Consider the following 26684-nt stretch of genomic DNA (forward strand, 5'->3'; position numbering starts at 1 on the left):
GGTTAAAGTCAAAGAGAACATCTCGGGTACATTTCGCGAAGAAACATTCGCCCAGTCGTTTTGTATCACAAGAAGCATCGTTTCCACACTGACGAAACACGAAAAAAACGTGTGGGATTCGTTATGTCTTCTGTTGACAGGCGAAACGCTCGATCGTGTTCTTTCTACCACTTAGGGCATTTTCTATCACGGAGATGCCCTATTTGTGTTGCGCTCCTTTACATACTACTATCGGGGTGAATAGTTACTATAATAGAAGTGGAGGGCACTCATTCTATTAATAGGGAGGTTAAAATCACTTGAAAAATAACTTACTTAAAAAATACCAACAATTAAATATGCCTCATAAGTTTTTAGTAACTGAGGTAGACAATATATTAAAAAAGAAATATAAAGCGGTTGAAGTTCCTGTCAATGAGTTTATAGAGTTTAAAAAAGATCCTTTTGTTGATTATTCAACATTTGTGAAAAGTTACTTTATTCAAAATGAGGAGATTTTGAATAGTTTGTATAGTGAGAAAGAGAAAGCGGACATTGATAGAATGAGAGAGTGTATTCAAGAGATGAGGGCGGCTGGTGAACTTCTTCTTCCGCAACCGAGTGATGAAGATTATGATTTGCAGGTTAGATATACTAATTTTGCAGAGGGAAGACTAATAGCAGTTATTTTAGAAAGTATAGATAGACAATATGTCAGTGGTTTTCAAATGCAAGGTGCAATGTGTGAGAAATTATATCATGAACTAAAGGTATTTAAAGGAATTGATCCAGCAGATTGTGTAGAAGGGAACCCTATTTTGGATGAGTATTTGGAAGCTTTGGTGAAAGCAGGTTATTTATAGGAATAAAAAATGGTAAGAAACTTCGCTCATCTAGAAAAATTACGAAGAGCAGGTTATATTACATGGGAACTCGGTAAACCAAGAACACTAAGAATCTTAAAATTACAAGGAATCAATTAATATGATGCCTTTTTTAAATGCTTCCTAAAGATCAATCTGTATTACAGTAGAGGATACATCTCCCACAGTGTATAATATTTATTAGATATTATAAATTAAACTTTAATACGCAGAAGTGTACAGCGTTTATAGTTGTATCAGTACAATCGCCATTCCACGCTTATGTCCGCATATAAGCATATTAAAGATGAAAAGTTTCGCTACTACATTTTGAAACAAAAGTCGGATGTGTTACAGGCAATGAGGTCGTTTTTCCGGAAAGAAGAATTGAAAACACTCGTTTAAATCCTTGTGTCATGCAAGGTTTTTTTTTGGAGAAAAAACAGTTGACAAACGGGTGGGGGTTTTTGTAATATACTCATAGAGGTAATGGTAATAAATTATTTTTTTGAGATTAAAAATACCCTTATGAGTATATAAGGGGTGAAAAAATGAAACATATATTGCCGCAAGAAGTTGAGCAGCAATTAAAAGAAGGTCGTGCGCTAAGCATTATTGATGTCCGCGAACATGGAGAAGTGGCCCAAGGTAAAATTCCAGGTGCGCGCCACATCCCGCTTGGTCAACTGCTTGAGCGGATGAATGAAATTGACAAAAACGAAGGGCATATTCTCGTTTGCCGCTCAGGAAACAGAAGTGGCATGGCTTGTCAATTGTTAGAAAGTTACGGATACCGCGTTGTAAATATGACAGGCGGTATGCTTGAGTGGACAGGAGAGATTGAATGATAGAAGGGAATGGAATGACGATTCACGTCGATCTTGTCGTTGATGCGCGTGGTTTATCGTGTCCGATGCCGATTGTTCGCACGAAAAAGGCGATGGAACAGCTACAGCCTGGCCAAGTACTTGAAGTGCAAGCGACAGATAAAGGGTCACTTGCTGATATTCAAGGTTGGGCGAAAAACACGGGCCATCAATATAAAGGAGCCGTTTTTCTTATTTGACGTTCGCAATCAATCTGATTTTGCTGATTGAAAAATTGAAGGAGAACATATTGAATATTTAAACGTTCCTTATTTTGAATTAATTGATGGCGTTGAGCACGTATTAGAACGTTTGCCAAAAGATAAGAAAATCGTTGTCGTTTGCGCCAAAGAAGGATCTTCTGCCAAAGAGGGATCTTCAACGACGGTTGCTGATATGCTTGCTGAAAAAGGTTTGGAAGTGTTTTATTTAAAAGGAGGCATGAAGGCGTGGGGCGAATACTTATATCCGGTTGTTGCATACGAAGATGAAAATGTGAAAGTATATCAATTTATTCGTGATTGTTGTTCTCTGGCGATACAATTTTCGTTAGCGGTCTCGGGCGACCAGACTTAGGCGGAAAAGCGCGCGAGTGGGCGAAAGATTTATACGACACAGTGTATAACAAAGTAGCACAAATTGCTGATGATGTCATCGTGCTTCCTGCACACTACGCAAACTTTGATCAAGAAGTCAATGAACAAGGATATATCGGCAATACGTTAGGGAACATTCGTCAAATGAACGAAATCATGCAAGGGAAAACGGAAGAAGAGTTCGTTGAACAGGTGGCACAATCTGTATCTTCTGAAACACCACCAAACTTTGAAGACATTGTTGCCATCAACCGTGGTGTAAAATATGCAACGCCGGAGCAACAACAAGAACTTGAAATTGGTCCAAACCGTTGTGCCGTTCACCATACACATTAAAACGTTTTTGTTTCATGTATTAAAAGGAATTTTATTCAACCTCACGATTTGCGAGTTTTTTTTTCGATTTTGCGAAACTTTTTGGACACAATAGTCGTATACAATGTGTGTGAAGGAAGGTATTCTCTTTTATTTTCGTTCATTTTTCATTACAATATAAAATGATGGAGGGATGTACTATGTTTTTTCATCCAATGGATTTTCTCATTTTAATTGCCTTCGGGGTATCGATTTGGGCGCAATTCAAAGTAAGAGGAAACTTTAGCAAATGGTCGGATGTTCCAGCTTCATCTGGTTTAACAGGAGCGGAAGTTGCGCGACTCATTTTAGACAGAAATGGGTTATATGATGTGCCAGTTGAGCTTGTTCCAGGCACATTAACGGATCACTACGATCCAATTGCGCGTGCGGTTCGTTTATCAGAGCCTGTGTACTACGGTCGTTCGATTGCTGCTGTATCGGTGGCTGCCCATGAAGTTGGCCATGCGGTGCAACATCAACAAGCGTATGGTGCGCTCGTTTTACGGCACCGTATGTTCCCGCTCGTGAATTTTACATCAGGAATTGCTCCATTCCTTCTTCTTGGCGGGTTTTTGATGCAACAATTTTCTTTAATTGGTTTAGGGATCATTTTATTCTCGTTTGCAGTAGCTTTCCAAGTCATTACGTTGCCTGTGGAGTTTAATGCTAGTTCGCGTGCAAAAGACTTTATGATCGCGGAAGGGATTATTCGTAATGAAGAAGAACGAGGGGTAAACAAAGTATTAAACGCCGCGGCATTAACGTATGTTGCAGCAGCGCTTATTTCAGTGTTAGAATTAATTAAGTATGTGCTTATTTTTCTACAAGGAAACGATGAAGATTAATCAATAGGAGGTGGCATCCGCACGCATGATTGCGTGCGGGCGTTCCTTGGACATATTTAGTTTATGGATGATTGTACTTCTTATTGCGCTTACTGGTTTTTTTGTCGCTTCGGAATTTGCGATTGTAAAAGTGCGACCGTCGCGCATTGATCAGCTGATTGAAGAAGGCAACAAAAAAGCGGTAGCAGCGAAACATGTCATTACGCATTTAGATGAGTATTTATCTGCAAATCAGCTCGGAATTACAATGACATCGCTCGGTCTTGGTTGGCTCGGGGAACCGACAGTGGAACGAGCGCTCCATCCACTTTTTGATCAGTTTAACGTATCTCCATCATTTGCGCACGGCGCTTCGTTTATTGTTGCATTTGCAACAATTACGTTTGTTCATGTCGTTATTGGGGAATTGGCGCCGAAGACAATTGCGATTCAAAAAGCGGAAGCTATCACATTGTGGACAGCGCGTCCGCTCATGTTATTTTATCGTGTCATGTATCCATTTATTTGGTTATTAAACGGATCTGCCCGCTTAGTTGTTCGTTTATTTGGCTTCCAGTTGTCTAGTGAGCAAGAATTGGCTCATTCCGAAGAAGAATTGCGCCTTCTTTTATCAGCTAGTTACAAAAACGGGGAAATTAACCACGCGGAATATAAATATGTCAATAACATTTTCCGTTTTGATGACCGTGTCGCAAAAGAAATAATGGTTCCACGAAAAGAGATTGTTGCGTTAGATGTCAATGATTCGATGGAACATGTGTTACAAACGATTCGTGAAGAAAAGTACACGCGCTATCCAGTCATTGATGGAGATAAAGACCATATACTCGGATTATTGAACGTGAAAGAGCTGTTTACTGATCTTGTTGTGAACTGTCAGGAGCGAAAGCAGCTGCGTGAATATATTCGTCCAATTATTCAAGTAATCGAAACGGTCCCTATTCAAGATTTGCTTGTGCAAATGCAAAAAGAGCGCATTCATATGGCCATTTTAGTTGATGAATATGGCGGAACATCTGGTTTAGTGACAGTCGAAGATATTTTAGAGGAAATTGTTGGAGAAATTCGAGATGAGTTCGATACGGATGAAGCTCCACTTATTCAAGTAATTGACGAAAATCGTACGATTGTTGATGGAAAAGTGCTCATTAGTGAAATTAATGATTTATTCGGCTTAGAAATTGACGATACAGACGTCGATACAATCGGTGGATGGGTGTTAACAGAGCGCTATAACATTCGTCCTGGGGAGCAAATTGAGTTTGGTCATTGCGTATTTACCGTTATAGAATTGGACGGTCACCATGTGAAAAAAATTGAGGTGACACGTCGTCCGCAAGTAGAGGATGTATATGAAGAGGCCGCGTTATAATAACGCGCCTCTTTTTATATTATATCGCCGAAAATCGTTTCATCAGGTAATGCGGAGCATGTGATGAGCTCTTTTGTAAACGGGTGAGGAAACGATAAGGAGATCGCATGTAACGCTTGCCGATCAATCCAAGGTTTTCCTCCATATAATGTATCGCCGACTAATGGATGACCGATATAGCTCATATGGACACGAATTTGGTGCGTTCGTCCTGTATCGAGGGTGAGGCGAACGAGCGACACATTTTTTTGTTTGTCATATTGTATACGTTCGTAATGAGTAATGGCGATATCACCTGTTCTCGATACGCGCCGCTTCGTTGGATGATGACGATCGCGTCCGATTGGTGCTTGAATCGTTCCTTTTTCCTTTTTCATATACCCGTGAACAAGAGCAATATATGTGCGGTGAATCATTCGCTTGGCTAAATATTTGTCGAGCATGGCGCCAGCAAGCGCATGTTTCGCGAATAAAATGACGCCGCTTGTATCGCGATCGAGCCGATGTACATGGCGAACTTTGCTATGAATTCCTTCACATTGAAAGTAAAAAGCAACTGCATTCGCTAATGTATTCGTTTGATTCGGTTGCGTCGGATGAACATCCATATGTGCAGGTTTGTTAATGACGAGCACATGATCGTCTTCAAACACAACATGAAGCGGGAGCGGTGTTGGAGTCGGTTCAATCGTTTCTTCTTTCATATGAATGCGAATGCGATCATGCGGTGAAATGATTGTTCGAAAAGAAACGATTTTGTCATTTATAGCCACTGCCTTTGTCATTCGCCACTCATGCAACATTTTTTTCGGAACGAACCATTTCGTTTGTAATGCTTGTTCAAGTGGTAAGCCAACCCATGATTGTGGCGCTTCAAACATCAGCCAATTTCCTTTCTTTTGTACATTCATTCGTCTCACTCTCTTTATACAATAAATTACCAACACAAAAAAGCGGGTTGGTGTGTTACAATTTCGTTATAGATTAGGAAGTGAAATGGAATAAGGTGAGGCCAATTGAAAACCGTCTATGCTGCTACGGAAGAACAAAAGCAATATATTCATTCGCTTACTGAACAATTTTATACAGGCATTTTTCCAAAGTATTTTACAGATGATGAGATTGAAACATTTCAATCGCTCGGCATATTACAGTTTGAAGCTTCCACATATGACGGAACGTTGAAAGAGGCGTTTACGATTATTTCTGCATTACAATCGTTACAAGCCATTATTGAATGTGTTTCCTCCCATCATCTTTCAGCTCATTATGAACATCTGTTTCAGCGCAATATCGAACGGCTAGAACAGCATGGGATTAGTTTTCCACTCACTCTTGAACATTTTTTGCATGAAAAAGATGAGTATGTAAGCATGTATATGAAGCCTGTTCATGCTTGGGTGATGTAAAAAAGCCTTCATCATGAAGGCTTTTTATTTTATTTGTTCAAACCACTTCCGGAACACGTCTTCTTCATAATATCCTTCGATGCGTGCGACTTCTTCCCCGTTTTTAAAGTGAACGATCGTAGGTGTCGCTTCAATATGATACTCGTCCCATCCTTCTTCAAATTCAAGAAGGTTAAATTGTTTTAAATCGATTCCCATTTCTTTCGCTAGCGGAGCAACGACAGGCGTCGTTTTTTTACAAAATTCACACGTTGAACTGTAAAAGTAAATGGTCATTGTCTCCTTATTATTTAATGCTTCTTTTAGCTCATTAGGTAAAATAACGTTTTGATAATTCGGATCATCAAGCAGATCGATCGTAGCTGGGTGCAACTCTTCCTTTTTAAACGGGTTTCCTTCGGCTTTTTGCTTTTGGCTATATGATGTTATCCAAGCCATTGCACCAAATAAAATGATAATTATGCCACCGAAAATAAGCAACTTTTTCATATGTATTTCCCTTCTTTCTCCATTCGGATCACTTGATAACTAATAATGCCGATGAAAATAAAGGCAATTAGCGCTAGAAGAGGAATGGTAATAAACCCAAGCCAGTTCAGATAATCCCCTGTACATGGCACAATGCCGCATGATGGAGCAGTGTCGCGGAAAAACGTTACTTTTTGAATTAAATAATGGTATGAAGAAATTGTGCCGCCAATGACCGATAACATAAGCGTATAACGTGCGATCATAAATTCTTTTCGCACGAGAGCCATGGCAAGCAAAAACACTTGTGGGTACATAAAAATGCGTTGGTACCAACAAAGTTCACATGGGATAAATTTCATTACCTCAGAAAAATAAAGGCTGCCAAGTGTAGCGATTAGTGCCACGCTCCAAGCGGCTAATAAATAATTTTCTTTCCGCACCATCGTTTCACCTTCTTATTCTTATTCTTTGTTCATTATAGTACATAGAAAGAAATGATGTAAATTCCGACGATATTTTACTTACATAATGAACGGTTGAACGTACACAATAAAAAGCGAAAGGGGAGGATGATATTGAATCATACTGTTGAATCGATTATGACGCGCCAAGTGGCAACGGTTACACCAAAACAATCTGTTCAAGAGGCCGCGCAATTAATGAAGGAACATAATGTTGGTGCCATTCCTGTCGTTGAAAATGGAAAGGTCAAAGGGATGGTTACTGACCGCGATATTACCCTTCGCACAACAGCGCAAGGGCTAACTCCTTCGACAGCTGTTTCGCAAGTGATGTCAAGCGATGTTATTACAGGCACACCAAATATGAGCGTTAACGAAGCAGCGAAAGTGATGGCGAAAAATCAAATTCGTCGTTTACCGATCGTACAAAATAACGAGCTTTGCGGCATTGTTGCGCTTGGAGATATTGCCACAAATCATACGTATGATGAAGCGGCAGGACAAGCGCTATCCGAGATTTCTGAACCTTCATACCATTAAGCGACAAGGGGCTTCTTTTAAAGAAGCTCCTTTTTAACTACGAAAAAGGAATTTGTATAAAAAAGCGAGAATAAGTTACAATGGGCAACGGATATGGAGGGATAAACATGACGTGGAAAATCATATATGAGCGTTGGAAAGAAGCACAATTAGATGAAGAATTGCGCTCACACTTGCAACAACTAGAAAAAGACGAAAAGCTGTTAGAAACAACGGGTATGGAGGGATAAACATGACGTGGAAAATCATATATGAGCGTTGGAAAGAAGCACAATTAGATGAAGAATTGCGCTCACACTTGAAACAACTAGAAAAAGACGAAAAGCTGTTAGAAGATTGCTTTTACAAAACGTTAGAATTTGGCACAGGAGGCATGCGGGGAGAAATTGGACCAGGAACGAACCGCATGAACATTTATACCGTACGAAAAGCATCGGCAGGATTAGCGCGATATATTGAGTCGTTTGGAGAGGAAGCGAAAAAGCGAGGAGTTGTAATCGCATATGATTCGCGCCATAAATCGCAACAATTTGCCATGGAGGCAGCAAAAACATTGGCGACCCATGGCATTCAAACGTACGTATTTGACGAGCTTCGTCCGACGCCAGAGCTTTCATTTGCTGTTCGTCATTTACGTGCTTTTTCTGGCATCGTCATTACGGCAAGCCATAATCCGCCGGAGTATAACGGTTATAAAGTATACGGAGAAGATGGCGCGCAATTGCCGCCACGTATTGCCGATGTTGTCATTGAATATGTCAATGCGATTGAAAATGAATGGGAGCTTGCGGTTGAACAAGAAGATGTATTGAGAGAAAAAGGACTCATTCAGATCATCGGTGCTGAGATTGATGATGCATACATAGAGAAGTTAAAAACGATTTCCCTTCGCCCTGAACTAGCGAATGAAGTCGACGTGAAAGTAGTATTTACACCGCTTCATGGCACAGCAAATAAACTCGTTCAACGTGGATTAAAGGAATTCGGCTATGAACACGTGTTTGTTGTAAAGGAACAAGAACAACCGGACCCGAATTTTTCAACGGTAAAATCACCGAACCCAGAAGAACATGCTGCGTTTGAATTAGCGATTCAACTTGGCAAACAAGTTGATGCGGACGTGTTAATTGCAACAGATCCCGATGCGGATCGTTTAGGCATTGCGGTAAAAAATGAACAAGGAGAATACATCGTTTTAACAGGCAATCAAACAGGTGGATTGTTACTTCATTACATTCTTTCACAAAAGAAAGAAAAAGGGATATTGCCACCAAACGGGATTGTATTTAAAACGATTGTCACATCTGAATTTGGGCGTGCGATTGCCAAGTCGTTTGGAATCGAAACGATGGATACATTGACAGGGTTTAAATTTATTGGCGAAAAAATTAAACAATACGAGCAAACAGGAGAGTATGTATTTCAGTTTGGTTACGAAGAAAGCTACGGCTATTTAATTGGCGACTTTGCGCGTGATAAAGATGCGATTCAAGCAGCATTGCTCGCTGTTGAAGTATGCGCGTTTTATAAAAAGCAGGACCGATCGCTATACGAGGCGCTTATGCAACTGTTTGAACAATACGGGTATTACCAAGAAGGATTGCGTTCACTCACACTAAAAGGGAAAGAGGGAGCGGAGCGCATTGAATCGCTATTAGCTACGTTTCGCTCTGAACCGCCAAACGTTATCGCTAATCGCCGGGTTGTTATTCGCGAAGATTACAAAACGAATGAACGAGTATATGTAGAGACAGGAAAAAAAGAGACAATCGATTTACCGAAGTCGAACGTATTAAAATACGTATTAGAGGATGGTTCATGGTTTTGTGTGCGTCCGTCTGGAACGGAGCCAAAGATGAAGTTTTATTTTGGGGTGAAAGGGCAAACATTGACGGAGGCGAAAACGAAGCTAGAACAGTTAGAAACGGCAGTCATGGAGCGTGTATATGCATTAACAGCTGATAAGGTGTAATACCTTATCGGTTGTTTTTTTGTATAGGGTGAGGGTAACATAAAAGCGACAACATAGAAAGGGTGTGTTCAACATGTTACAAGGGCAGGTTGCGATTGTGACGGGGGCGTCACGCGGCATCGGTTTGGCAATCGCACATGCGTTGGCTAAGCAAGGAATGAAACTTGTATTAATTGGGAGTTCACCCGATATTCACCGTGTTGGCGAACAATTGAAAGGGTCGAAAACATTTCAAGCGGACGTATGTAATGAACAACAAATGAACGAGGTCGTCGCGGAAACTGTTGCCACATTTGGTCGCATTGATTTGCTTGTAAACAATGCAGGCATTGGTGTATTTAAATCGGTTGAAGAAACGACTGTAGAGGAATGGAAGCGGCTATTCGAAGTGAATGTACAAGGCGTATTTATCGGCACAAAAGCGGTGCTTCCACACATGAAAAAGCAACGTTCGGGAACGATTATTACGATTTCATCTGACGTTGGTCGCTACACGATTGCAAACGGTTCCGCATATACAGCGACAAAATATGCGGTTCAAGGATTTTCAGGAAGTGTGGCTCAAGAAGTGCGCCCATACGGCATTCGTGTCGGTACGATCAATCCAGGGATGGTTGATACATACTTTGCTAACTCGACGCAAGGATTGCCTGAAAAAGCAGAATGGTTAAAGGCAGAAGACGTCGCCGAAGCCGTTGTATATATGGCAAGCGCACCGAAACATATGTTGGTCGATGAAATCGTATTACATCCGCTTATTCAAACGTATCCGGTCGTATAAAAAGCGAAAGGAGATCGTTCCTTTCGCTCTAATAATCATATTGCATCGTAAGTGCTGGCTCTTGTTCGTACACATCCAACGCGTGGTCGATGTAACGCAACAATGCATTTAATCGCTTTTGGACGACGGTATAATCTTTTTCGAAGTTGTATGCATGAAGAAACTGTTCAATTTTTTTTGAAAGTAAATCGTCTTTTGTGCGTACCATAAGAATAAGTAAATGATCCCATTCCGATCGGTACGTATAGTAAAGCGCTTTGTCGTAATCGGCTGTATGCACCGCAAACCCTCCTTATCGTGAGGAGCTATATGTAGTTTATGAAAAAACGGTCATTTTTCTCGCTGTAAATGTTGTGCGATTTGGCAGAGGAGAGTTGGACATGGAGAAACACGTTGTGTATTATGAATCACCGATCGGTTGGTTACAAATCGTTGGAACGAATGAAGGAATCGAGCGGATCGATGTCGTTGAACGAGGTGAAGATCAGAACGAAAAAGTGGCGGAGCCTCTCATGCAATCGCTAGAAGAACTTGAACAATACTTCCAAAAGAAACGGACGTCGTTTTCGATGCCCTTAAAGCTCGTGGGCACTCCGTTTCAACTGCGTGTATGGGAAGCATTACAAACGATTCCTTATGGACAAACGGTTTCATATGCCGATATTGCCAAACAAATTGGGCAACCGAAAGCGGTACGGGCGGTTGGCAACGCTGTCGGCAACAATCCCATAACTATCGTTGTTCCTTGTCATCGCGTCGTTCGTACGGGTGGGGGACTTGGTGGATATGCGTGGGGAATCGAAAGAAAAAAATGGTTACTTGCGCATGAAACGCGCTGAAAGCTCAGCGCGTTTGTCCTAATAGCCATTTCGCATACGGTGAGTTGGCTGGTAAAATGACAACCGTATCTTCGCCGATCGTTGTCTTATACGATTCGAGCGTACGGTAAAATGAGTAAAATTCAGGATCTTTTGCGAATGTTTCGTTATAAATGCGTGCTGCTTCTTGTTCACCTGCTGCGCGAATGCGCTCCGCATCTGCTTGCGCTTTAGCGAGCATTTCTTTCACTTCGCGATCTGTTTGTGCGATAATACGTTGTTTTTGGGCATCCCCCATTGATAAATATTCTTGTGCTTTCGATTCACGCTCGGAAATCATACGTTTATAAACGGACTGTTCGTTTTCTTCCGGTAAGTCAATACGTTTTAAGCGCACATCTACAACGCGAATGCCGTAGCTGTCTTTTTGTAGTAGGTCGTTTACTTTCGCTGTTACTTCGTCATTTAAACTACCGCGTGATGATTTTTCGTCGTTAATAATTTCATCGTAATTTAACTGTCCAAGCTCGGTGCGGACAATGGAGAAAATAAATTCGTCCATTTTCGATTCTGCATTTTCTAACGTGCGCGCGTTTTGAATCATCTCTTTTGGGTTTGTAATTTCCCAAATGGCGTAATGGTTGACGAGAATGCGTTTTTTATCTTTCGTATTAATTTCTGCTTCGGCGACGTCATAAAAAATTTGGGCTTTTGGCAACGATGTTACGCTTTGAATAAAAGGAATTTTAAAGCGTAATCCTGGCGTTTGATCAATGCGAACAATTTCACCAAATTGACGTACAACTTTATATTCATTTTCATGAACAATGTAGACGTTTGTTAAAGCGATAACGAGTAAAACAAGTCCGATGACTCCCCCGACAAAAAAACGAAACCATTTCGTTGGCAGTTTATCTTTCAAGCTAATGACGTTTTGATCATCTTGGAAGTTTGTCATTCGTTACCACTCCCTTGCTCTTTCTTTTTCTCTGTCGTTTGTTTTTCGATCGGTTGGATTGGTAAATATTTTAACGTATTGCCATCGTCGTTCATAATGTAAATGCGTGTGTACGGTAGGACTTGTTCAAGCGTTTCAATCATTAACCTCTGTTTTGTAATGTCTTTTGCGTTTTTATATTCTTCGTATAAGGCATTAAATTTAGCGACATCTCCATACGCTTTTTCGATGCGTGCCACTTTGTCAGCTTCCGCTTGGGAGATGAGGGCGTCTTTTTCCCCTTCGGCTTCTTTCGTTCGTTTGTTGCGATATTTATTCGCTTCGTTAATTTTTGTGTTCATTGTTTCGCGCGCATCTGTGACATTTGTAAATGCTTTGCGCACTTCGTCGTTCGGTAAGTCAACGTCCTGTAATTTCACAGCTAAAATGGAAATGCCGATATCATATTTTTTCATTAATGCGGTGAGCAATTCGCGCACATCCGCTTCAATTTTTGCTTTACCTGATGTTAACGCATCATCAATTTTTGAACTGCCGATGACGCTACGCAAAGAAGCAGACGTCGCATTATATAAAATTTGTTCCGGTTCGTATGAGCGATAAAGAAATTTTGCAGGATCAGTAATTTTCCATTGAACAACCATATCGGCAAGAACAATATTTTCATCACCTGTAATCATTTTCGTATCGCCTTGGTTTGTAGCGACAACTTTTCCGTTTTCTTCTTTGTAGCCAAACTGTAAACTAAACGTTTCTCGCGACAACGTTTCGACCGTTTGAATCGGCCAAGGAAGTTTAAAATGTAGTCCGGGTGTTGTCACTTCTTCATCAATTTTACCAAATGTTAAAATAATGGCTTGTTCTGACTCATCGACGGTGTACCATGATGTTAGTGCGGCAACAAGAAGAAAAATACCAGCAATCGACCCGATGACGATGCCTGTAATAGAGCGCTTACCCATATAAATCCACCTTTCTTGTTATTTATATGTATGTACGGAAAAAACAGAAAAAAGTTTCAATAAAAAAGCTACTGATGTGCTCAGTAGCTCATATATATTTTCTCTGTACGTTTCTTCCGTCGTATGTGAATAGCGTCGGTTTGTTTTCAATGATCGTTTCCATATGAACGGCTCGGCCCCAAAGTTGATAAATGTAAGGAAGCACTTTTTCTAAATATTTTACGTCTAGTTCAATGCCTTCGTACCAATGTTTTAAATATAGTTCCCCATTGCGCATATAGTCGCCATCGTTCACTGTAATATATGGGAAGCCACCGTTGACGCGCATGTTTACGAGTTGATCGCGCACGTGTTCCCAATGTTTATCAACAATTTTATAGTCTTTTCCTTGTTTTTGGAATAAATACATATCTTCGCGCATGACGAGTTCCTTCGTTAAATAGTTGCGCAAAAAGGAGATGTCAGATTCTAGTTCGCGTACTTCAAATATTTTCGCACGCCCCGAACCTGGTTTGACGCCAAGTTTTTTCATTTCGTCTGTCGGATTGTCCCACCGCTTTTCAATATCTTCAAAAATTTTTAATCCTAAGTAATACGGATTAATGCCGGTACGAGAAGGTTGGACAACTCCGGCATTTAATTTGGCAAACTCAATCGCTTCATCGCTCGTTAAATCCATTTCGCGTAAAATGCGTTGATGCCAATACGAAGCCCAGCCTTCGTTCATAATTTTTGTTTCGAGTTGTGGCCAAAAATAAAGCATTTCTTCGCGCATCATCGTTAAAATGTCGCGCTGCCATTCATCGAGTTCGCGGCTATATTCTTCAATAAACAACAACAAATCTTTTTCTGGATGCGGAGGAAATTTTCTCCGTTTTTTTCGAGTAGACGGTGCTTTTTTCTTTTCATCAAGCGACCATAAATCGTCGTATGGCGACTGTCTCGGTGTTTCATCATCTTCTTCGTATATTTCTGTATCAGCAAGCGTCCATGAAAGTTTTGGGCGAAGGAGTGAAGGGTCGATATGTTCTTGAATAGCTAGCACAGCATCTAAAAACTTTTCGACTTCTTGTTTTCCATATTCATGCTCATAACGTGTAATTCGCTCCGCAGTTGCCGCCATGCTTTCGACCATATCGCGTTTTGTGTTGCTGAAGCGAACGTTATTTTTAAAAAAGTCACTATGAGCAAGTACGTGTGCGACAATCAATTTATTTTGAATAAGCGTATTTGTATTTAATAAAAATGCGTAGCACGGATCGGAGTTAATGACAAGTTCATAAATTTTACTTAATCCGAGGTCATAGTGGAGTTTCATTTTATGAAATTGTTTTCCAAAGCTCCAATGGGAAAAGCGTGTTGGCATACCATATGCCCCAAATGTGTAAATAATATCAGCTGGGCAAATTTCATAGCGCATTTCATAAAAATCAAGCCCAAATCCTTCGGCAATTTCCGTAATTTCCGCAATCGCTCTTTCTAACGCTTTTTGCTCATCACGTTTCATCACATTCCCTCCTTATGACAATGTATGAACGAGCGCGCCATTTGATACGTCAGGAATCATTCGTTGACTTTATATTTTCTTTCGTATATATTTAAATATGTTAAATATTTATATCGTTAAAAAAGGTGGGATGTGTATGGGACAAACACCGTTCACTTTGCTTGTTGAGCGATTAGAGCATGCGTTTTCGTTAGCCGTTCGCAAGTTAGCAGCCGACTTAGCAAAAGAGGAAATTGGCCTAACGAAACCGCAGTTTTTTATTTTAAACTTGTTGTCGAAGCGCGGGAAATGTACTGTCAGCGAATTGGCGGACGAAATGTTTGTGAAGCCGAGCGCGATTACAACGATGATTGACCGCTTATATAAAAGCGGATTTGTATTGCGTGATCGAGATGAAGAGGATCGGCGTGTCGTGTATGTGCAATTGTCTGAAAAGGGGAAAGAAATGCTTCAGCATGCACGAGCGGAGCGAAGAAAAATTATTGAACGTTATTTACGTCAGTTACGATTAGATGAGCTTGAACAGTTTGTCCATATTATCGAAAAAATTGTTGCGACAAACGAAAAAGAGGAGAAGTGATATACATGAAAGAACAAGCAACGATACAAGCGAATGTGGCTGATATGCAGGCGAAACGAGGGATTTTGATTACAGGATTACTTGTTGCCATGTTGTTTGGTGCACTCGATGGAACGATCGTTGGCACAGCGTTGCCGCGCATTGTCGGAGAACTTGGTGGGTTGAGCATGATGGCATGGCTAACAACGGCATACATGCTCACATCAACAACGATTGTTCCCATTGCGGGAAAACTTGCCGATTTGTTTGGTCGAAAGTCGATTTATATTTCGGGACTAGCGATTTTTATCATTGGTTCTGCGCTATGCGGCATGGCGGATACGATGACCCAACTCATTATTTTCCGTGCTATTCAAGGAATTGGCGGCGGGATTATGATGCCAATGGCGATGATTGTCATTGGTGATTTGTTTACAGGAGCAGAGCGTGCGAAATGGCAAGGCGTGTTCGGCGGTGTATTTGGATTAGCATCTATTCTTGGACCGCAAGTCGGTGGATGGATTGTTGATTCGTTAAATTGGCGTTGGGTGTTTTACATTAACCTTCCTGTCGGTATATTAGCGATTGTTCTCATTTCGCTCGGTTTGCATAATCACCGTATGGTTGAGCGAGTAAAGCTTGATTTAGCCGGCATGTTTACGATGGTTGTTGCCGTTGTTTCGTTATTGCTTGCTTTAACGTTTGGTGGCGATAAATACAATTGGTTATCGTGGCAAATTATTTCTTTACTAGCTGGCTCGGTCGTTTTCTTTAGTTTATTTGTATTTGTAGAGCGAAAAGCAGAAGAGCCAATTATGCCGATTCATTTACTAAAAAATAAAACGTTTGTTGTGCTCAATAGCGTTGGCTTTTTTATGTCTGTCGGCATGTTTGGAGCGATTATGTTTGTGCCGCTCTTTATGCAAGGCATTATCGGCATGAGCCCATCCGAATCAGGAACAATGATGTTTCCGATGATGTTTGCGCTCATTATTGCCAGCATGATTGGCGGCCGGCTTGTACAAAAAATCGGTGTTCGCACGCAAGTCATTGGTGGCATGGTGCTTGTGGCGCTAGGCTTCTTTTTATTGTCAACGATGGATGTTGATACAAATAAATGGACGGCGATGTCATTTATGGCGACGCTCGGTTTTGGGTTAGGATTTGTGAACCCGGTTATTACGCTTGCGCTACAAGAAGTTTTTCCGAAGTCGCAGCTTGGCATTGTGACATCATCGAGCCAGTTTTTCCGTCAAATCGGGGGAACGTTTGGGGCGACGTTGTTAGGAGCGATTATGAACCATCGTTCAAAAGATTTATTAGAAGCGAAGTTTCTTCCGCTACTAGAACAGTTGCCGGCACAAGCGCATGCAATGATGGATTCGTTTAAGCAATTAATTGAGTCGAATCCACAAAGCGTATATTCGGTCATTTTAAACCCAGATACGTTAAAAACAATCCCGCAACAAATGCAACAACTGTTTGTGCCTGTATTAAAACAAACGCTCGTTGATGCATTAAGCGATGTGTTTTTATATGGTTTGATTTTTGTTGGCATCGGTTTTATTTTTGCGCTATTCATCGGTCGAATGACGATTTCTCGTTCGGAGAATAAAACGGTTCCAATGGAATAAACATAAAAGCAAACGATCGCCAATGCGATTGTTTGCTTTTTTAATTATAAAAAGTGAAACGTTTGCACAAGAAAAACGAAAATTTTTATGAAAAAGTGCAATTTTCTCTTTAAACAAAAGCGTTTGTATATTAACATGAAAGAGTGAACAAGATTGAAAGCGATTTATTTTGAGAGGATTGAGGGGGATTTTACGTGAAAAGAGCGTGGTGGAAAGAAGCGATTGCATATCAAGTATATCCAAGAAGTTTTATGGATTCAAACGGAGATGGCATCGGTGACTTGCAGGGCATCATTCAAAAGCTTGATTATTTAAAAGACCTTGGAATCGATGTCATATGGATTTGTCCAATTTATAAATCGCCAAACGCAGATAATGGCTACGACATTAGTGACTATCAAGATATTATGGAGCAGTTTGGTACGATGGAAGATTTCGATCAATTGCTTGAAGAAATTCATAAGCGCGGCATGAAAGTTATTTTAGACCTTGTCATTAACCATACGAGCGATGAGCATCCGTGGTTTATTGAATCGCGCTCATCACGCGACAATCCAAAACGTGATTGGTACATTTGGCGTGATGGGAAAAACGGGAAGGAGCCAAACAATTGGGAAAGTATTTTTGGTGGTTCAGCGTGGGAATATGATGAAGCGACGGATCAATATTATTTGCACGTGTTTGCAACGAAGCAACCGGATTTAAATTGGGAGAATGAAGATGTTCGTCGCGCGCTATATGATATGATTAACTGGTGGCTTGATAAAGGCATTGATGGATTTCGTGTCGATGCGATTTCACATATTAAGAAAAAAGAAGGCCTCCCTGATTTGCCAAATCCAAAAGGGCTTGACTATGTTCCTTCATTTGACGGACATATGAATCAAGAAGGGATTATGGACTATCTTCGAGAGCTGAAAGCGCAAACGTTTGCGCGTTATGACATTATGACAGTCGGAGAAGCCAATGGGGTAACTGTTGAAGAAGCGGAAGATTGGGTCGGTGAAGAAAACGGCATCTTTAATATGATTTTTCAGTTTGAACATCTCGGTCTTTGGCAAAAAGGAACGGATGGCGGTGTTGATGTTCGCAAACTCAAGCGCGTATTAACGAAATGGCAAAAAGGATTAGAAGGCATTGGATGGAACGCGCTATTTCTTGAAAACCATGACCAACCGCGTTCGGTGTCGACATGGGGAAATGACAGGGAGTATCTTGTCGAAAGTGCGAAAGCGTTAGGGGCATTATATTTCCTTATGCAAGGGACGCCGTTTATTTATCAAGGACAAGAAATCGGCATGACGAATGTACGGTTTGAAACGATTGATGAATATGACGATGTAGCTATTAAAAATTATTATCGCATTGAGCGTGCCAAAGGTCGTTCACACGAAGAAGTGATGCAGTGGATTTGGAAAAACGGTCGCGATAATTCACGCACACCGATGCAATGGTCCGATGAAGAAAACGCTGGATTTACGAAAGGGACACCTTGGATTGGCGTCAATGAAAATTATAAACAAATTAACGTCAAAAAGCAGTTGAACGACCCGAACTCTGTGTTAAACTTTTACAAGCGCATGATCCAGCTTCGGAAACAACATGATGTATTTGTTTACGGAACATACGATTTAATATTAGAAAGCCATAAAGCGATTTACGCGTATACGCGTACGTTAGGCGATGAGAAAGCGGTCGTCATCGTCAACTTAACAGACCGAAAAACGATGTATCGCTACGATTCGTTGAAATTAAATAGCGAGCATCTTGTATTAACAAATTACGATGTGAAACCGCATAAACATGCGACGCGCTTTACATTGCGCCCATATGAAGCGCGCGTATATTTGATGAAATGATAAAACCCCCCCTTTTCCGCTATGGAAAAGGGGGGTTTCACATTTTTTTCACTTACTTTTCAAACTTCTCCCAAATTCATGTTTTACATTTACATTTACATTTGTAAGATATGAATTTGGTTGGAGGAATGGATTATGAAAAAAACGCGCAATTTGCACTTATGGATTGGACTTATTTGTTCGGTATTTTTACTTTTGGAAGCGGTGACAGGATTGTTGTTAACAGAGCGGTGGTTAATGGGAGTGAGCGGACATTCGCATGGAAGCCATGTCCATGCTCATGGTGATGGGCATGGACATGCGCAGTTAAATATGATTGATGCGGTGAAAAAAGCGAGTGAATCTGGTGCGTTTTCAATGGATGAAGTTGGCGTAGTAATGAATCATGGCATGTATATGGTGCGGTTAAACGATCAAGACGGGACGCTAGTGACGATTGCGCCAGACGGTACAGTTGTGAAAAAAGAAGCAAATCAATTTGCCTCGTTTGTGCGTGCCATTCACGTTGGCAAACTTGGTCTTTGGAATCGTTTAATCATTGATGCAGCTGCCATTTCTATTATTATTCTAACAGGGACGGGCATTTATTTATCTGTAAAAATTTTGCGCGCACAAGCGAAAACGAAACAACGAAAAACGGCTGCATAGGGGAAAAAAGCACTTCGCATTAATGGTTGGTGCGAAGTGCTTTTTAACTAATTCGTTTTGTTGGTGATTGTTGAATTTTCCCTGTTCCATTGCAAATCGAACATGTTTTATAAAGGGACAAACAAACTTTTATTTTCTTTTTCCCAAAACATTTTGGGCAAATCGTTTTTAATGCCATCGTGATCACCTCACAAAAAAGAAAACGTTTTCGATTATAGTATACCCCGTTTTTGTGCGATATGTGCATCGCAATTTTGTCCATTTTAAAACAGGTTGGCGTATACCAACCTGTTTTATTTACGAGAATGTACTTCATAAATCGCAAACTTCAAATAATCGCCTTCGTCAGCCGCAAGCAGTTTCGGATGGTCGTACCCTGCACCGCTCCAATGAATTTGACGCAAAATTTTCTTTGCATCAAATGCCGCTTCCGCAACCATCGCTTGGAACATATCAGGATGCACATGGTACGAGCAGCTTGCGGTCACGAAAAAGCCGCCGTCTTTCACTAGCTTTAAGCCGTTTAAATTAATATCTTTATAGCCAGCGAGCGCTTTTGGCACCGCATGCGCGGATTTTGCAAACGCTGGTGGGTCAATAATGACAACATCCCATTTTTTCCTCTTTTGCACGCATTCGCGTAAATAGTCAAACGCGTTCGCAACGACGAAATCCACATTTGTAAATCCGTTTAACTCGGCGTTTCGTTTTGCAGTTTCAATCGCGTGTTCGGAAATATCGACAGCGGTCACATGTTTTGCTCCGTATAAGCAGGCGTTTAACATAAATGAGCCTGTATGTGTAAAGCAATCAAGCACGGTCGATTCGCTTGTGATAAGTGGCTTGATCGCAGCACGATTTTGACGTTGATCGAAGAAAAATCCTGTTTTTTGTCCGTTTTCAATATCGACGATGTATTTTACGCCATTTTCTTCAATTTGTACGTTCGTATCGCACGTGCCGTACCAGAATCCTTTTTCTTGTTTTAGCCCTTCTAATTCGCGCACGTGAACGTCGTTGCGCAAATAAATAGCTTTCGGTTGAAAAACGTCAAGAAGAGCTTGTAAAATCCATTCTTTCCGTTTTTCCATGCCGAGCGATAAAATTTGTACGACGAGCACATCTTCGTACTTATCCACGATAAGCCCAGGTAAAAAATCCGCTTCTCCATAAATGGCGCGACATGAACGGACGCCAGGAATCATACGCTCGCGATACGCCCACGCTTGACGAATGCGATTCATAAAAAATTGCGCATCTAATTCGTCATTTGGATTTTGCGTCAACACGCGCACGATCATTTGTGATTTTGGATTAATATATCCTTTGGCTAAAAAGTGGCGTTGATGGTTATATACGTTAACGAAATCACCCGGTTCAAAATCTCCCTCAATATAATCGACTTCGCTCTGAAACACCCACGGGTGTCCAAGTTCAAGCCGCTTTTTTCTTTTTCGCTTTAAAAATACATTTGCCATACATCCCACTCCTGACTATATATTCGCTACTTTAGCATACAGGAAGAAAACGATGTGCGCAAATGATGGATAAAAATATTTGACAATTCAATAAAATATGCTAATATTAGTGATAAAGTGAATCATGCCATTGTATTCCACTAGGGGGGCCTTTAGATAGGCTGAGATCAAAGTGTGCCTTTGAGACCCTTAGAACCTGATCTGGATTATACCAGCGTAGGGAAGTGGAAACGGTGCGAAGTGTGTCTATATGTCAATTTCCATCGTTTACAACCACTTTCTTTGCGCAAAGAAAGTGGTTTTTTATTTTTTTCTTAAGGGGGAGAGGATATGTTGTTTTCAGAGCAGTTGCGCAAGGCTGTCGATCCGATTTGGGAAGCGAGCTTTCATCATCCGTTTGTGAAGGAGCTCGGGGAAGGAACGCTTGATTTACGTTGTTTTCGTTATTATGTATTACAAGATTCATATTATTTGACACACTTTGCGAAAGTGCAAGCGCTTGGTGGTGCGATGGCTGATGATTTACAAACGACCGCAAGCATGGCTCATCATGCGCAAAATACGTATGAGGCTGAGCTTCGTTTACATGAAACGTTTATGAAAGAGCTCGGCATTACAGAAGAAGAAAAGGCTTCGTTTGTTCCTGCTCCAACTGCGTATGCGTACACGTCCCACATGTATCGCGCGTCGTTTGCAGGACGTTTTGGCGATGTATTAGCTGCCATTTTACCGTGCTATTGGTTGTATTACGAAATTGGTGAGCGGTTACAACATTGTAAGCCGAATCATCCAATTTATGCACAATGGATTGAAGCATACGGCTCTGACTGGTTCAAACAGCTTGTCGAACAACAAATTGCGCGTTTAAACGACATCGCAAAAACAGCTAGCGAAAAAGAGTTAGAGCGGATGAAGCAACACTTTGTGATCAGCAGTCAATATGAATATTTATTTTGGGACATGGCGTACAAATTAGAACGTTGGCCAATTGAAGAGGAGGATGTTGATGCAAACGAAAGGGCTTAAATTAACAGACGTATTAACGACCGTTGTGGTGGCGATTGTGTTTGGGATTGTGTATAAAGTGTGGGGACCGCTTTACTATGCGGTAAAACCGCTTGGACTTCATCTTGATCAACTCATTTATGGCATGTGGTTTATTGCGGCAACTGTTGCCTATTTATTAATTCGTAAACCAGGAGTGGCGCTACTTGCAGAAGTGGCTGCGGCATCAGGAGAGTTTTTAGCTGGTTCTGAATGGGGGCTTGAGGTACTATTTTACGGCTTTGTGCAAGGGTTGCTCGCTGAACTTGTTTTCGCTGCCTTCCGCTATAAACGTTTTGATGTGGCGGTTGTATCGCTTGCAGCGGTTGGTTCAACGATCGCTTCATTAGTGCTTGATTTTTATAAAGGGTATATTGACCAATTAGCATGGTGGAATTTAACGTTATTTATCGGTGCGCGTTTCGTTGGAGCGATCATCATTGCTGGTGTATTTGCTTATTCGCTTGTGAAAGCGCTCGAAGCGACAGGTGTGACGCAATTGTTGCGTCCGACGACAAAAGAAGATTACGACTCACTTGATAAATAGAAGGTGACATCATTGATCCACATCGAACAATTGCGATTAAAGTTTCCTGGGGCGGAAAAGCGGCTATTTACCGATGTATCGCTTTCGATTAAAAAAGGGGAAAAAGTGTTGCTTTTAGGCCCATCGGGATGCGGAAAATCCACGCTTTTGCAAGTGATGGCCGGCATTATTCCGCGCTCGATCGATGTGCCGATGAAAGCGAAAAAGCTGCATATTCCAAAACGTGTAGGATACGTGTTTCAAGATCCCGATGCCCAGTTTTGTATGCCATACGTGGATGAGGAAATGGCGTTTGTGCTCGAAAATCTCGGTGTGCCACGTGCAGAGATGAAAGAAAAAATCGCGCACATGCTTCAACGTGTGCGCCTTCGCCTTCCACGCGTTCATGTGCCGATTCAAACGTTATCAGGTGGAATGAAACAGCGGTTGGCGATTGCATCGGTTTTAGCGCTTGAACCTGATGTGTTATGTTTAGACGAACCGACAGCGCTTCTTGATGAAGAAGGCACAAAAACGGTATGGGAAACGTTAAAAGAAGTGGCAGAGGACCGAACGATTGTGATCGTCGAGCATAAAATTGAGCACGTTCTCGATTTTGTTGAACGCATCATTTTATTTGATGAACATGGTGACATCATTGCTGACGGTCCAACCCATGTTGTTTTTTCAACGTATCGTTCGTTTATTACAGAACAAGGGATTTGGCATCCAGACGTGTGGGAAACGTATAAAAAGCCAAAAACAGCGCAACAACCGTATGCACATGGGGATGTTCTTTTACATGTGCAATCGCTCCGCGGCCTTCGACAAAAAGAAGAAAAAATAGCCATCGATCAGTTAACGATTCATGCGGGGGAATGGATTGCGATTACAGGTGAAAACGGCGCAGGCAAAAGTACGTTGCTGCAAAGCTTGATGAAATTAATCCGAACAAAAGGAGATATGTATTGGCAAGAACAGCCGTTAATAAATGACGAGTTGTTGTACGACAACATTGCCTTTGTTTTTCAAAATCCAGAATTTCAATTTGTCACAAATCGCGTGGATGATGAGCTAGCGTACTCTTTCCGTCTTGAAAAACGTCCGGAGCATGAAGTAGCCGAGGAAGTCGAACGATTGCTTAAACGGTTTCATTTGAGCGCGCAGCGTCATTTGCACCCGTATCAATTGTCGATGGGGCAAAAACGGAGGTTGAGTGTTGCCGCATCGGTGACGGAGCGGCATCGTTTATTGCTGCTTGATGAACCGACGTTTGGGCAAGATGCGAAAAATACGTTTGCATTGCTCGAATGGCTTGAATCGTATCGGCAACAAGGGAAGGCGATTGTGATGGTGACGCACGATGAGCGCATCGTGTCGGAATTTGCAACGCGAAGATGGGTCATTGAAAACGGAAAGCTTGCCGCCGATGAACCGATCGCTCCTCGTATGCTTGTGCGAGGTGGAATGGGATGAGATGGAACATCGAACATAAAGAAACGTGGCTGCATCAAACGAATCCGACAGCGAAACTATTCTTATTTTTGCCGATGTTTGTTGTGATTGTTTTTGTCCACAACCCGAACGTGCTGATCAATTGGGCGATTGGGTTTACCGCGTTATTTATGCTGTTTAGCGGTTATCGGATAAAGCATGTGCTTTTATTTTTCGTGCCGTTTTTGTTTATTTTCATTTCTACGTCGTCGTCGATGATTTTGTTTGGAAAGGGAGAGACGACGTGGTTTCATTGGGGACTCATTCACATTACAGAAGAAAGTTTTTATCGCGGTGTTCATCTCGGATTTCGCACCCTTTTGTTTGCAATTTTCGGGTTAATGTTTGCGCTTACGACAAAGCCTGTGCTTTTATTTTATTCACTCATGCAACAAGCGAGATTGAAGCCGAAATATGCGTATAGTTTTTTAGCAGCCATTCGTTTGCTGCCGATCATGTTGGAAGAATTTCAAACGGTGCATCAAGCGTTAAAAGTACGGCGAGCCGCAAAAGCGAAAGGATTTCGCGGCAAACTTGAACTCATGAAACGATATGCCATTCCGCTTTTATCGCAAAGCATTCGCCGCGCTCAACGCATTGCGGTGGCGATGGAAGCGAAAGGGTTTACGAATGAGCGGACACGGACGTTTTATTATGAAGTGACGCTCGGAAAATATGATGTGTATTTATTTGTTGCCATGTGTGTCATTGTTGCTGTTGGCTACTACATGGCAGATGTGTTCCCATACGTTGCGATCAAGGATGTGCGGTAAGATGAAAGAACTTCATCTCATCTCAACAGGCAATCAGTCGATTGGAACATTTGTTCAAATTTCATCTCTCGTTCATTCATATGTGGATTACATTCATGTTCGCGAAAAACATCGCTCAGCGAAAGAGATTGGTATCATCGTGGAAAAATTGCTTAAAGCAGGTGTTCCAGCGCAAAAAGTGGTCGTCAATGATCGGGTGGACGTCGCTGTCGTTTATGGCGTTGGCGGCGTTCAGCTTGCCCATCATAGTTTATCGCCAAGACGAGTAAAAGAACGGTTTCCGTTTTTGCACGTCGGTCGATCTGTTCATACGTTTGCAGAAGCGAAACAAGCGGAAAACGAAGGAGCGGATTACGTCATTTTCGGACATATATACGAAACGAACTGTAAAGACGGAATGAAGCCGCGCGGGCTTGCATCGTTGCGTCAGTTGACATGTAACGTACACATTCCTGTCATTGCAATTGGAGGCATTAAGCCTATGCATGTTCGCGATGTGTTCATGGCTGGAGCAACAGGGATTGCGGTCATGTCGACGGTATTTTATGCTGATCATCCGCTGTCTATCGTTCAGTTATACCGAGAACAAATGGGGGAGAATACATGGACGTTTTAATTGTTGGGGGAGGCATTATTGGCAGTAGCATCGCTTTTGAGCTAGCAAAAAGAGGAGCGCGTGTTGTCGTCATTGAACGAGGGGAATTGGCACAAGAAGCATCATCGGCGGCAGCTGGTATGCTCGGTGCGCACTCTGAATTTTCGACAGATCATCCCATCATTCCGCTTGCTTTAGCGAGTCAGGCGTTATTTCCGAGCGTCATCGCTGAGTTGCAGGAGTTAACAAATATAACCGTTGGATGGAATGAAGCGGGAATGTTAAAAATGGCAACCACATCGGAAGAGTATAGCGAATTAACGAAACATTATGAATTTTGGAGGCGAATTCAACCGCAACACGTTCGCTGGCTAACCTCCGATGAAGTGACGCAACTCGAACCGCACGTACGAAGTGAATATGGGGCGATGTATACGATCGATCAACAAGTGGACGCAAAACAGCTTTCGCTTGCTTTTGCTCATGCAGCGATGTCCAAAGGAGCACGATTTTTACCGTATACGGAAGCGTATGATGTTGTTATTAACGGTGAGCGTGTAACGGGAGTGAAAACAACGAGCGGCACGCTATATGCTGAACATATTGTCGTGGCTTGCGGTGCATGGACGCCCTCTTTCGCGGAAAAATTGCAATTATCGTTACATATGTATCCGGTAAAAGGGGAGTGCGTGGCAGTCACGACAGAAACATCGCTTTTACAAACGACTGTATTTGCAAAAAACGGTTGCTATATCGTGCCGAAAGCAAACAATCGCCTTGTGATCGGGGCTAGCGCGATTGCTCATTCGTTTGCGAAAACAGTGCAAGCATGTAGCGTACATCATTTGTTAGCCCGTGCGATGCATCTTGTCCCGCATATCGCTCAAGCGACATTTGAGAAAGCTTGGGCAGGCATTCGGCCACAAACAAAAGACGGAAACCCTTATATCGGGGCTCATCCGCAGTATTCAAACGTGTTTGTTGTGACGGGGCATTATCGAAACGGCATTTTGTTAAGCGCCATCACAGGCCGATGCGTGGGCGATATGCTAGAAGGAAAAGAAGTTCCATTTGATATGACGCCGTTTTCGCTTACAAGAAAGGGGGGGGCTCATGCATTGCATCATTAATGGCGAGACAATCCATTTGCCGTCTCATGTGCGTACGGTCGCCCAATTGTTACGCCATTTTCACATTCATGAAAAGATTGCGATTGTTGAAATCAACATGGATATCGTTCCGAAAGAGGCCTATGAGAAAACAACAATTGCAGATGGTGATCGCATTGAAATCGTTCATTTTGTAGGGGGAGGATAA

Annotated in this window: 29 protein-coding genes, 4 pseudogenes and 1 riboswitch; of the genes and pseudogenes, 25 read left to right on the forward strand and 8 right to left on the reverse strand. The window is 41.8% G+C overall.

The genetic code is table 11. The features are described from left to right. The 8 genes and pseudogenes from ABEV15_RS08765 to ABEV15_RS08800 form a co-directional block, all read left to right on the forward strand. Positions 1-175 (forward strand): annotated as a pseudogene (locus ABEV15_RS08765) (IS66 family transposase); the annotation flags it as partial. 124 nt (positions 176-299) lie between these two features. Further along, positions 300-842, forward strand: a complete 543-nt coding sequence (locus tag ABEV15_RS08770; protein WP_498852975.1) for a hypothetical protein — start codon at positions 300-302, stop codon at positions 840-842. Positions 843-1100: 258 nt separating this feature from the next. Then, a pseudogene (locus ABEV15_RS08775) lies at positions 1101-1247 on the forward strand (sporulation protein YhbH); the annotation flags it as partial. Positions 1248-1393: 146 nt separating this feature from the next. Beyond that, a complete protein-coding gene (locus ABEV15_RS08780; RefSeq protein WP_498852976.1) occupies positions 1394-1690 on the forward strand; it encodes a rhodanese-like domain-containing protein in 297 nt (98 codons plus the stop codon). 14 nt (positions 1691-1704) lie between these two features. Next, positions 1705-1896, forward strand: a pseudogene (locus tag ABEV15_RS08785) (sulfurtransferase TusA family protein); the annotation flags it as partial. Continuing rightward, positions 1841-2640 (forward strand): annotated as a pseudogene (locus ABEV15_RS08790) (rhodanese-like domain-containing protein). The pseudogenes ABEV15_RS08785 and ABEV15_RS08790, both read left to right, overlap by 56 nt. A 179-nt stretch (positions 2641-2819) precedes the next feature. Beyond that, a complete protein-coding gene (locus tag ABEV15_RS08795; protein WP_429631524.1) occupies positions 2820-3506 on the forward strand; it encodes a zinc metallopeptidase in 687 nt (228 codons plus the stop codon). Between the two features lie 46 nt (positions 3507-3552). Beyond that, the gene (locus ABEV15_RS08800) at positions 3553-4878 is read left to right on the forward strand and encodes a hemolysin family protein (RefSeq protein WP_498853001.1); all 1326 of its coding nucleotides are present in this window, start codon (positions 3553-3555) and stop codon (positions 4876-4878) included. 14 nt (positions 4879-4892) lie between these two features. On the opposite strand, the gene ABEV15_RS08805 is transcribed toward ABEV15_RS08800, so the two are convergent. Next, positions 4893-5789, reverse strand: a complete 897-nt coding sequence (locus ABEV15_RS08805; RefSeq protein ID WP_498852977.1) for an RluA family pseudouridine synthase — start codon at positions 5787-5789, stop codon at positions 4893-4895. Positions 5790-5894: 105 nt separating this feature from the next. Here ABEV15_RS08805 and ABEV15_RS08810 point away from each other — a divergent pair, with 105 nt between their 5' ends. Next, on the forward strand, positions 5895-6287 hold the full coding sequence (locus ABEV15_RS08810; RefSeq protein ID WP_429631166.1) for a YhcU family protein: 393 nt from the start codon (positions 5895-5897) through the stop codon (positions 6285-6287). Positions 6288-6311: 24 nt separating this feature from the next. On the opposite strand, the gene ABEV15_RS08815 is transcribed toward ABEV15_RS08810, so the two are convergent. Together ABEV15_RS08815 and ABEV15_RS08820 are read right to left on the reverse strand one after the other, a co-directional pair. Continuing rightward, positions 6312-6776: a thioredoxin family protein gene (locus tag ABEV15_RS08815; RefSeq protein ID WP_498852978.1), complete on the reverse strand. Its 465-nt coding sequence runs from the start codon at positions 6774-6776 to the stop codon at positions 6312-6314. Continuing rightward, entirely contained in the window at positions 6773-7201 is a 429-nt protein-coding gene (locus ABEV15_RS08820; protein ID WP_498852979.1) for a disulfide oxidoreductase, read from the reverse strand. Before ABEV15_RS08820 ends, ABEV15_RS08815 begins: the two co-directional genes overlap by 4 nt. A gap of 126 nt (positions 7202-7327) precedes the next feature. On the opposite strand from ABEV15_RS08820, the gene ABEV15_RS08825 reads away from it, so the two are divergent. From ABEV15_RS08825 to ABEV15_RS08840, 4 genes are all read left to right on the forward strand, one after another. Continuing rightward, complete coding sequence (locus ABEV15_RS08825; protein WP_498852980.1) at positions 7328-7759, forward strand: CBS domain-containing protein; 432 nt, start codon at positions 7328-7330, stop codon at positions 7757-7759. A gap of 107 nt (positions 7760-7866) precedes the next feature. Further along, entirely contained in the window at positions 7867-7989 is a 123-nt protein-coding gene (locus ABEV15_RS08830) for a hypothetical protein (protein WP_498852981.1), read from the forward strand. A gap of 2 nt (positions 7990-7991) precedes the next feature. Beyond that, a complete protein-coding gene (locus tag ABEV15_RS08835; RefSeq protein ID WP_498852982.1) occupies positions 7992-9731 on the forward strand; it encodes a phospho-sugar mutase in 1740 nt (579 codons plus the stop codon). 73 nt (positions 9732-9804) lie between these two features. After that, positions 9805-10512: an SDR family oxidoreductase gene (locus ABEV15_RS08840; RefSeq protein WP_498852983.1), complete on the forward strand. Its 708-nt coding sequence runs from the start codon at positions 9805-9807 to the stop codon at positions 10510-10512. Between the two features lie 28 nt (positions 10513-10540). Here ABEV15_RS08840 and ABEV15_RS08845 read toward each other — a convergent pair whose 3' ends face one another. Then, positions 10541-10792 (reverse strand): YhdB family protein, encoded by a 252-nt coding sequence (locus ABEV15_RS08845; RefSeq protein ID WP_498852984.1) that lies wholly within the window; start codon positions 10790-10792, stop codon positions 10541-10543. Between the two features lie 100 nt (positions 10793-10892). On the opposite strand from ABEV15_RS08845, the gene ABEV15_RS08850 reads away from it, so the two are divergent. Beyond that, the gene (locus tag ABEV15_RS08850; protein ID WP_339171001.1) at positions 10893-11351 is read left to right on the forward strand and encodes a methylated-DNA--[protein]-cysteine S-methyltransferase; all 459 of its coding nucleotides are present in this window, start codon (positions 10893-10895) and stop codon (positions 11349-11351) included. Between the two features lie 4 nt (positions 11352-11355). On the opposite strand, the gene hflC is transcribed toward ABEV15_RS08850, so the two are convergent. The 3 genes from hflC to ABEV15_RS08865 form a co-directional block, all read right to left on the reverse strand. After that, positions 11356-12288 (reverse strand): protease modulator HflC, encoded by a 933-nt coding sequence (gene hflC / locus ABEV15_RS08855; protein ID WP_339170999.1) that lies wholly within the window; start codon positions 12286-12288, stop codon positions 11356-11358. Beyond that, complete coding sequence (gene hflK, locus ABEV15_RS08860; RefSeq protein ID WP_171699905.1) at positions 12285-13250, reverse strand: FtsH protease activity modulator HflK; 966 nt, start codon at positions 13248-13250, stop codon at positions 12285-12287. Before hflK ends, hflC begins: the two co-directional genes overlap by 4 nt. Before the next feature lie 88 nt (positions 13251-13338). Further along, the gene (locus ABEV15_RS08865; RefSeq protein ID WP_498852985.1) at positions 13339-14757 is read right to left on the reverse strand and encodes a SpoVR family protein; all 1419 of its coding nucleotides are present in this window, start codon (positions 14755-14757) and stop codon (positions 13339-13341) included. A gap of 136 nt (positions 14758-14893) precedes the next feature. Here ABEV15_RS08865 and ABEV15_RS08870 point away from each other — a divergent pair, with 136 nt between their 5' ends. The 4 genes from ABEV15_RS08870 to ABEV15_RS08885 all read left to right on the forward strand — a co-directional run bounded on the left by ABEV15_RS08870 (position 14894) and on the right by ABEV15_RS08885 (position 19457). After that, a complete protein-coding gene (locus ABEV15_RS08870) occupies positions 14894-15337 on the forward strand; it encodes a MarR family winged helix-turn-helix transcriptional regulator (RefSeq protein WP_498852986.1) in 444 nt (147 codons plus the stop codon). A 5-nt stretch (positions 15338-15342) separates the two neighbouring features. Beyond that, positions 15343-16950: an MDR family MFS transporter gene (locus ABEV15_RS08875; protein WP_498852987.1), complete on the forward strand. Its 1608-nt coding sequence runs from the start codon at positions 15343-15345 to the stop codon at positions 16948-16950. Positions 16951-17144: 194 nt separating this feature from the next. Continuing rightward, on the forward strand, positions 17145-18809 hold the full coding sequence (locus tag ABEV15_RS08880; protein ID WP_498852988.1) for a glycoside hydrolase family 13 protein: 1665 nt from the start codon (positions 17145-17147) through the stop codon (positions 18807-18809). 135 nt (positions 18810-18944) lie between these two features. Then, positions 18945-19457 carry a PepSY domain-containing protein gene (locus tag ABEV15_RS08885; RefSeq protein ID WP_429631188.1) on the forward strand — a complete coding sequence of 171 codons (513 nt, stop codon included), beginning with the start codon at positions 18945-18947 and terminating at the stop codon, positions 19455-19457. A 293-nt stretch (positions 19458-19750) separates the two neighbouring features. On the opposite strand, the gene ABEV15_RS08890 is transcribed toward ABEV15_RS08885, so the two are convergent. Continuing rightward, positions 19751-20935 carry a class I SAM-dependent rRNA methyltransferase gene (locus ABEV15_RS08890; protein ID WP_498852989.1) on the reverse strand — a complete coding sequence of 395 codons (1185 nt, stop codon included), beginning with the start codon at positions 20933-20935 and terminating at the stop codon, positions 19751-19753. 132 nt (positions 20936-21067) lie between these two features. After that, positions 21068-21175, forward strand: a riboswitch (TPP riboswitch). Between the two features lie 90 nt (positions 21176-21265). Here ABEV15_RS08890 and tenA point away from each other — a divergent pair. Genes tenA through thiS form a run of 7 tightly spaced genes read left to right on the forward strand, consistent with a single transcriptional unit; the run spans position 21266 to position 26684 of the window. Continuing rightward, a complete protein-coding gene (gene tenA, locus ABEV15_RS08895) occupies positions 21266-21961 on the forward strand; it encodes a thiaminase II (protein WP_429631194.1) in 696 nt (231 codons plus the stop codon). Continuing rightward, positions 21936-22526 carry an ECF transporter S component gene (locus ABEV15_RS08900; RefSeq protein ID WP_429631196.1) on the forward strand — a complete coding sequence of 197 codons (591 nt, stop codon included), beginning with the start codon at positions 21936-21938 and terminating at the stop codon, positions 22524-22526. The genes tenA and ABEV15_RS08900 overlap by 26 nt, the downstream gene beginning before the upstream one ends. 3 nt (positions 22527-22529) lie before the next feature. Next, entirely contained in the window at positions 22530-23981 is a 1452-nt protein-coding gene (locus ABEV15_RS08905; protein WP_498852990.1) for an ABC transporter ATP-binding protein, read from the forward strand. Further along, positions 23978-24772 (forward strand): energy-coupling factor transporter transmembrane component T family protein, encoded by a 795-nt coding sequence (locus ABEV15_RS08910; protein ID WP_429631200.1) that lies wholly within the window; start codon positions 23978-23980, stop codon positions 24770-24772. Before ABEV15_RS08905 ends, ABEV15_RS08910 begins: the two co-directional genes overlap by 4 nt. 1 nt (position 24773) lies before the next feature. After that, positions 24774-25388 carry a thiazole tautomerase TenI gene (tenI, locus tag ABEV15_RS08915; RefSeq protein ID WP_429631202.1) on the forward strand — a complete coding sequence of 205 codons (615 nt, stop codon included), beginning with the start codon at positions 24774-24776 and terminating at the stop codon, positions 25386-25388. Next, positions 25376-26497, forward strand: coding sequence for a glycine oxidase ThiO (gene thiO / locus ABEV15_RS08920; RefSeq protein WP_498852991.1), 1122 nt, complete (start codon positions 25376-25378; stop codon positions 26495-26497). The genes tenI and thiO overlap by 13 nt, the downstream gene beginning before the upstream one ends. Beyond that, complete coding sequence (thiS, locus tag ABEV15_RS08925; RefSeq protein ID WP_004892168.1) at positions 26481-26684, forward strand: sulfur carrier protein ThiS; 204 nt, start codon at positions 26481-26483, stop codon at positions 26682-26684. The genes thiO and thiS overlap by 17 nt, the downstream gene beginning before the upstream one ends.

This window comes from Bhargavaea massiliensis (assembly GCF_050480245.1).
Classification (GTDB): domain Bacteria; phylum Bacillota; class Bacilli; order Bacillales; family Anoxybacillaceae; genus Anoxybacillus.

What these genes read in the sequence shown, in the direction of transcription:
- ABEV15_RS08780 (WP_498852976.1), top strand. Translation starts at nt 1,394, where the DNA reads ATGAAACATATATTGCCGCAAGAAGTTGAGCAGCAATTAAAAGAAGGT.
- ABEV15_RS08795 (WP_429631524.1), top strand. Translation starts at nt 2,820, where the DNA reads ATGTTTTTTCATCCAATGGATTTTCTCATTTTAATTGCCTTCGGGGTA.
- ABEV15_RS08805 (WP_498852977.1), bottom strand. Translation starts at nt 5,789, where the DNA reads ATGAATGTACAAAAGAAAGGAAATTGGCTGATGTTTGAAGCGCCACAA.
- ABEV15_RS08815 (WP_498852978.1), bottom strand. Translation starts at nt 6,776, where the DNA reads ATGAAAAAGTTGCTTATTTTCGGTGGCATAATTATCATTTTATTTGGT.
- ABEV15_RS08820 (WP_498852979.1), bottom strand. Translation starts at nt 7,201, where the DNA reads ATGGTGCGGAAAGAAAATTATTTATTAGCCGCTTGGAGCGTGGCACTA.
- ABEV15_RS08825 (WP_498852980.1), top strand. Translation starts at nt 7,328, where the DNA reads ATGATATTGAATCATACTGTTGAATCGATTATGACGCGCCAAGTGGCA.
- ABEV15_RS08830 (WP_498852981.1), top strand. Translation starts at nt 7,867, where the DNA reads ATGACGTGGAAAATCATATATGAGCGTTGGAAAGAAGCACAATTAGAT.
- ABEV15_RS08835 (WP_498852982.1), top strand. Translation starts at nt 7,992, where the DNA reads ATGACGTGGAAAATCATATATGAGCGTTGGAAAGAAGCACAATTAGAT.
- ABEV15_RS08840 (WP_498852983.1), top strand. Translation starts at nt 9,805, where the DNA reads ATGTTACAAGGGCAGGTTGCGATTGTGACGGGGGCGTCACGCGGCATC.
- ABEV15_RS08850 (WP_339171001.1), top strand. Translation starts at nt 10,893, where the DNA reads ATGGAGAAACACGTTGTGTATTATGAATCACCGATCGGTTGGTTACAA.
- hflC (WP_339170999.1), bottom strand. Translation starts at nt 12,288, where the DNA reads ATGACAAACTTCCAAGATGATCAAAACGTCATTAGCTTGAAAGATAAA.
- hflK (WP_171699905.1), bottom strand. Translation starts at nt 13,250, where the DNA reads ATGGGTAAGCGCTCTATTACAGGCATCGTCATCGGGTCGATTGCTGGT.
- ABEV15_RS08865 (WP_498852985.1), bottom strand. Translation starts at nt 14,757, where the DNA reads ATGAAACGTGATGAGCAAAAAGCGTTAGAAAGAGCGATTGCGGAAATT.
- ABEV15_RS08870 (WP_498852986.1), top strand. Translation starts at nt 14,894, where the DNA reads ATGGGACAAACACCGTTCACTTTGCTTGTTGAGCGATTAGAGCATGCG.
- ABEV15_RS08875 (WP_498852987.1), top strand. Translation starts at nt 15,343, where the DNA reads ATGAAAGAACAAGCAACGATACAAGCGAATGTGGCTGATATGCAGGCG.
- ABEV15_RS08885 (WP_429631188.1), top strand. Translation starts at nt 18,945, where the DNA reads ATGAAAAAAACGCGCAATTTGCACTTATGGATTGGACTTATTTGTTCG.
- ABEV15_RS08890 (WP_498852989.1), bottom strand. Translation starts at nt 20,935, where the DNA reads ATGGCAAATGTATTTTTAAAGCGAAAAAGAAAAAAGCGGCTTGAACTT.
- tenA (WP_429631194.1), top strand. Translation starts at nt 21,266, where the DNA reads ATGTTGTTTTCAGAGCAGTTGCGCAAGGCTGTCGATCCGATTTGGGAA.
- ABEV15_RS08900 (WP_429631196.1), top strand. Translation starts at nt 21,936, where the DNA reads ATGTTGATGCAAACGAAAGGGCTTAAATTAACAGACGTATTAACGACC.
- ABEV15_RS08910 (WP_429631200.1), top strand. Translation starts at nt 23,978, where the DNA reads ATGAGATGGAACATCGAACATAAAGAAACGTGGCTGCATCAAACGAAT.
- tenI (WP_429631202.1), top strand. Translation starts at nt 24,774, where the DNA reads ATGAAAGAACTTCATCTCATCTCAACAGGCAATCAGTCGATTGGAACA.
- thiO (WP_498852991.1), top strand. Translation starts at nt 25,376, where the DNA reads ATGGACGTTTTAATTGTTGGGGGAGGCATTATTGGCAGTAGCATCGCT.
- thiS (WP_004892168.1), top strand. Translation starts at nt 26,481, where the DNA reads ATGCATTGCATCATTAATGGCGAGACAATCCATTTGCCGTCTCATGTG.